This window comes from Bacillus sp. 220_BSPC, assembly GCF_001054655.1.
GTDB classification, from domain to species: Bacteria; Bacillota; Bacilli; order Bacillales; family DSM-1321; genus Peribacillus; species Peribacillus frigoritolerans.
In genome coordinates this window covers 1-5,823 of the sequence record NZ_JVPL01000074.1, presented here as the reverse complement: position 1 = coordinate 5,823, position 5,823 = coordinate 1, and the positions used below count along the sequence as shown (strand labels likewise).

The 5,823-nt window shown below is 34.8% G+C and carries 4 protein-coding genes and 1 pseudogene; 1 reads left to right on the top strand and 4 read right to left on the bottom strand.

Going from position 1 to position 5,823, the window contains the following annotated elements:
• The first annotated feature begins 186 nt into the window (after positions 1–186).
• The gene (locus ADA55_RS28215) at positions 187–354 is read left to right on the top strand and encodes an aspartyl-phosphate phosphatase Spo0E family protein (protein WP_072273098.1); all 168 of its coding nucleotides are present in this window, start codon (positions 187–189) and stop codon (positions 352–354) included.
• Between the two features lie 65 nt (positions 355–419).
• On the opposite strand, the pseudogene ADA55_RS04355 reads toward ADA55_RS28215, so the two are convergent.
• The 4 genes and pseudogenes from ADA55_RS04355 to ADA55_RS04335 form a co-directional block, all read right to left on the bottom strand.
• A pseudogene (locus ADA55_RS04355) lies at positions 420–1,561 on the bottom strand (IS3 family transposase).
• A gap of 258 nt (positions 1,562–1,819) precedes the next feature.
• Positions 1,820–2,908, bottom strand: a complete 1,089-nt coding sequence (locus ADA55_RS04345; protein ID WP_048679603.1) for a GerAB/ArcD/ProY family transporter — start codon at positions 2,906–2,908, stop codon at positions 1,820–1,822.
• A 26-nt stretch (positions 2,909–2,934) separates the two neighbouring features.
• Entirely contained in the window at positions 2,935–4,014 is a 1,080-nt protein-coding gene (locus tag ADA55_RS04340) for a Ger(x)C family spore germination protein (protein WP_048679599.1), read from the bottom strand.
• Positions 4,015–4,042: 28 nt separating this feature from the next.
• Complete coding sequence (locus ADA55_RS04335) at positions 4,043–5,578, bottom strand: spore germination protein (RefSeq protein WP_082162805.1); 1,536 nt, start codon at positions 5,576–5,578, stop codon at positions 4,043–4,045.
• Between the last annotated feature and the right edge of the window lie 245 nt (positions 5,579–5,823).

Genomic DNA, 5,823 nt, shown 5'->3' with positions numbered 1-5,823 from the left:
TCTTTTTTATCACTTTTGGATTGCGTATTATCACGATTTTCTTTGTTTCTACTGTGACGTATTGCAGTATAATTTTATGTCGATTTCCCTACTTATTAGCAAGTTTAAGAAAAAACATTTTAATAATTACATAATTGTAATATAATCCTAAAATAGAAATTAGTTACCCACAAAGGAGTATTCAAAATGTGCGAAATAAAAATGTATAGAGAGTTAGAATTAAATATAAAGAGCCTAAGAAAATTACTTATAGAAACTGGTGTTAAGAAAGGTCTAAATCATCAGGAAACACTTGAATATAGTGAAAAGCTAGACAAGTTGATTCTTAAGAAATCCCTAATAAATAATTATTAAATACTTTAAAGATTTACCAAAGCCATGGATTTGAGTCAATATTTTGGACACAAAAAAGTTAAATCTTAAGCTGTATTTGTAATTTGATCTTCAATGGCTTGTGGAGTTTTATATCCTAAGCTGCTGTGAATTCTTTTTCGGTTTACCAACCTTCAATAAATTGGAATATCGCTAATTTAGCTAGTCTAGATACTGTACATGGTTGACTTCTTCCTTCTTTAATATCGCATGAAAAGATTCAATACTGCATTATCGTACGGGCAACCCTTCTGGCTAAAGGATCGCTTAATATGATGATTCTGGGTATGTTGAGTAAACTCACTGCTTGTATATTGTGAGCCAAGATTCGTATGAAGAACTAAGCCCTCCGATGGCTTTTGTGAAGAGTGAGCGTTATCGAAAGCTTTTATGACCAGTTCTGTCGCAATAGAACGTGAAAAGGAATACCCTACTATTTCCTTAGAATGAAGATCCAATACAGAAGCTAAATAACACCATCCGTCTTTTAACGTGTGGATATACGTAATATCAGCTACCCATTTCTCATTAATGGTCTGGGTAGTAAAGTCTCGTTTAAGCAAATTATCTAACTGAATAATCTTTTCTTTTGATGGATAAGGACGGAATTTTTTCTTCCTGATAGAACGAATACTCGCTTTGTTCATTAGGCGTTGAACACGCTTTAGACTTAGGGAAAACCCTTTGGTTAATAAGATTTTATGTATCTTGGGAGCACCCTAACGTCCCTTGCTTTCTAAGTAGATGAGATGAATTTTCTGCGTTAGCTCTTGGTTTTCCTGTTCGCGATTGGATACGACAAGTTGAAGAGACTGATAATGGCTGCTTCTTGGGATTTCTAGTATTTCACACATCTTCTGTATGGGATATTGTTTCTTGTGTTCCTCAATAAATTCGGTAAGATCTGTCTCGGTTACTTTTTCGCGAATATGGCCATAGCCTTTTTTAAGATTTCAACTTCTTGCTTTAACCGAAGGTTTTCCTTCTGTATGGCAGCTAATTCCTTTGGAGTCATAGACTCTTTCCCTAAACCGATAGGGATAAATTCTTTAACCCATTTATAAATGGTAACTTCTGATACGCCATATTCGCCGCTTAATTCTTTGACCGAATTACCCGAGTGATAAAGATCTACAATAGTCTTCTTGAATTCATTATTATATTTTTCACCTGTATTCTTACGTTCCAAGACGGACACATCCTCTCAAAAATCATTGTAAGGACTTAACTAAAATGTGTCCATGAAACTATACTAACTCCACATCAGTGTGACAAACCCCCGACGCAATAAGGCGAACTAAAACCTCACTTAGTTTAGGATTATCCATTGTAATTTCTGTGATTTGGAATGGTTCACCTTCCCAAATGTAACTGCTGACCTTTTCTGTTGAATCCTTACAAAACGATCTGCCCAGACTGTATTATAAGTTTCTAGAAGCTTTCTATCCTACTTAGTTATTTTATGCTTAATATGAATGTACAAAAAGAGAAAAGGGATATATAGATACACAAAGTAAAAAGCAATGTTTGAATACATTTCATTCAATCGCTCTATTTGACTCCTCTCTTTGAGCACATTAGCTATAATAAAGAATAGGACCAGTACAATGAACAGACTTATACGTTGTTTCACATTTATTACTTTCTTAATAGCACGACAACCTGCCCATATTTTCACACTGATATTGGGTAATACGAGAAGTAACCAAATCGAAACAACGATAAATTCGACTCTTTCTATTAGAGGGAATTTCGCAATTTTCATTTGAGCTAATGTTGGCCATATTGTATGGTTTAATTGTCCTTCACTAAAGAAGACAAATGTGATGAGTGCTACTATTAGATAAAGTAAGCTTGAGAACAAAAGTCCAAAATGGGCCCATTTTTGTGATCTGTTTGGATTTTTTAAGAATGGGTAGAACATGAATAAGGTCTCAAAGCCAACATACTGAAACAACATAGCTTTAGAGGATGATACGATTTCCTTCAGAGAGTGGTTAAAGACGGGTAATAAATTGTCAAAATTGGCAAATTCCAACGAAAAAAAATTAAGGGGAAACAGAATAATAAAAGGTATAATAGTTCCCCAGAAACACATTCCAGTAATTACGCGGAATCCACCGGATACAACGTAATAAATGAGGACTAGAATAATGAGGCTTATTTGCCAGGTCTTCATTAAGGGAAACAGCCAAACTTGGACGACTTCAATATAAACACGGAAGACAATTAACGCTAATATAAGAAAGTAGAAAATCACAAAAATGTTGAACAGTCCGCCAATCCATTTTCCAAAGCAAAATTTGTGAACATGTATGACATCATTTTTAGCAATTCCAAGAATACGATAGACCATCCAAACTAGTATATGAATGCTTATACTTGATAAAATGATGGAAATCCATGCATCATAACCTGCGTCCTTCGTTATTTCTCGTTGAAAACTCATGATTCCTATGCCAATAATATTCGTGTAGATTAGAAAGAAAACGTAAAAAGAAGATACTAAATGTCGTTCGTCTAGTAATGATTTCACGTGGTTCCTCCTCTTATCATGCAGACTTACTCTTCAATACCTGTATTTAGGATGTCAATATTTGTGTGTACAGTGGTTTTTACTTCTGGGTATATCTCCATAAACCGTTGATAGTCCCAATTTCTTGAGGTGGCTCTAACCTTTTCTCCCAACCCAATGGGATCTACATTGTATCCTTGTGCCAGTGAAATTAAACGTTGGACCTCTTCCTTAAAGTGTGCATTTAAAATTCGTTCCAATTTTACAATATCTTTATCTTTTTTCAAATCAAACCAGGATGATGCTTTTTCAATCTCTGCATGGATGGTTAAATCGATGAATATACTCGGAATGCCTTCGCTTTTCTCAACCGTATATGTAGTTTTTGCATCCAGGTTTTTCAAGAGAATAAAACCTTCCTTTTTATTTTGCGTGATTTTGGTTTTATATTGTCCATTTTGAGACCCATCAATTAATGTTTTTAGAATTAAGGACTGTCTTAAATTAATATGATTTATGTACTTCCCGTTTTTTAATAAGGCTAACCCGTCAATTTTAATTTGATTTTCCTCTAGGATAAAGTAAGGTAAAATTTGATCCCTCCCTTCTTGATGAAAATTGTTCAAAAACATGTGCAGATTCATTTTTGGCAAATTACCACTTTCAATGTTTTGATTGATTTTTTCACTTAAATGGAATGAAAGATTCACATGTTTACTGGATTGAAGTATATCTTCGGCTGTGTTTTCAGCAATGCCCAACTGCATTCGACTCGCCGTATTTGGATTTCGGGCAAAATTAGTGATAACATCTTCGATCCCTTGTGTGGCATATTCCTTGCCGAACAATACAAAATCTAATTTTCCTGTCTCAATAGGATAGGCTGATTTTGCATTCAGTCTCGGGAGTATGTCTTCATATGAATCAGACACCGTTTTATAAATCTTCAATTTGATATTTCCCTGTTCTGCGAAAGTAGGGTAAAGAGCAATTCCTTTAACTTTGCCTTCTTCCCGATCATATCCTAGAGCTTCAATTATCTGAACTTCATCAATGATCCTCTCATGTATACCACACCCTGATAAAAAGAAAGTTAAGCTAAAAGTTAACAGAAAACATAATTTCATTTACTTCACCTTTATTATCCTTTCCTGATTATTCATCAAAATCACTTTTCTTTTTTTTGTGATTATCTGGGTGGTATCTCAAAATTGATTTAGGACGTAAATAATTTGGCCTTTTGGATGTTTTACTATAAGAGGAACGGATCAGGCTGTCCGTTAAATCCTCTGGCCTAAAAGGATAAAATGGAACGGTATAGGGTGTTCCTAAAGATTCTAACCGTGTAAGGTGAGTGATTAAAAAGGCAATCCCGATAACGATACCTAGCCCCCCCCAAATAGATGCGAAGAGAATTAAAGGAAAACGTAAAAAACGTATAGTGTTCGACATTTTATAAATTGGGGTAGTAAAGGAAGCTAAGGCAGATAAGGCGACTATAATGAGTAAGACATTACTTGTAAGGGCCGCCTCAACTGACGCTTGGCCGATAACAATACCGCCCACTATTCCCAATGTTTGTCCTACCTTTGTAGGTAACCGGACTCCCGCTTCACGTAATAGTTCAATCGTGAATTCCAGAAAAATCACCTCTAATACCGGTGGAAACGGGACATTATAACGAGAAACACTAAGTGAACCGAATAAATCGTTTGGAATCATCTCGTAATGGTAAGTGATAACGGCTATATAAATAGATGTTCCAAAAATGGAGAAAAGGACACTGCATATCCGTATTAAACGAAAAAAAGATCCAAGAATCCATGGGAGAAAGTAATCTTCAGGTGAAATAAAATAATCAATGATCGTAGAAGGACCTGTAATGACATATGGCGACCCACTACTTAAAACAGCTACTTGTCCGTTAATAAGAGCTTGAACCGCCCTATCCACACGTTCAGTTGGAAGAAGCAAAGGAAACGGTGTAAGGGAATTATCTTCTATAAATTGATGCAGCTGAGAAGTATCAAAAATGACATCAAAATCAATATCTTGAAGCCGTTGGGTCATGGTATTAACATGCTGCTCACTCGTAATCCCATCAATATGAGCAATAATAACTCTAGTATTTGAAGTAGAACCAATGTTTACTTCCTTCGTAATTAGATCAGTTGTATTTATTTGTTGTCTTAATAAATGTATATTTACATCAATATTCTCAAGAAACCCAATTTGTGGCCCCACCACACTAAACTCATTTTCAACGTTATTTTGTTCACGCAATCCAGCTTTATCATTAGATAAGAGAATTAAAGCAACCCTTTGATCATTTTCCTTCATTTGAAGTATCGCATACCCTTTAAGTAACTTTGATTCAGCTTCGTTCCGATTATCCGTTATTACAATATCTTCTATTGCGATGATTTTCTTTATGTCATCAATTTTCTCTAGCCTGTCTAGTTTAAAAGGAGTCTCTCGGAAAATCAGTAAAATTTTCAGTTGGAGTTGTTGTTGATCGACCAGTGTATTGTAGTAAGAAATGATTAAATGTCCCGATTCATCCGTAAGTGGAAATTGTTTAAAATCACTGGATTTTTTAGCCTTAGCAAACAGCTGGCCAATATCTTGTGAATTCTCAGTCACGGCCTGTTTGTCTTTATTATTTCTAATCTTTCGTTTTTTGAAGAACATCTAATCACCTCCCTATTACTAAGGAATTTATATCCTTCTATATTATGTGAAGGCATCCCCATATTTATGTAAATCCGTTTTATAATAAGTGAAAACTTTATCCTCTCCAGTTTACATAATATAAATATAGCTTAGAGTAAGCAAAGGACCATGATCCTAAAAGAAATAATCCCTGTAGGGGTAGGTTCGGACAGCAAAACACAAATTTACAAAGTTAAAACTTTTTCAAAATAAAAAGAGCCAAA

What these genes read in the sequence shown, in the direction of transcription:
- ADA55_RS28215 (WP_072273098.1), top strand. Translation starts at nt 187, where the DNA reads ATGTGCGAAATAAAAATGTATAGAGAGTTAGAATTAAATATAAAGAGC.
- ADA55_RS04340 (WP_048679599.1), bottom strand. Translation starts at nt 4,014, where the DNA reads ATGAAATTATGTTTTCTGTTAACTTTTAGCTTAACTTTCTTTTTATCA.
- ADA55_RS04335 (WP_082162805.1), bottom strand. Translation starts at nt 5,578, where the DNA reads ATGTTCTTCAAAAAACGAAAGATTAGAAATAATAAAGACAAACAGGCC.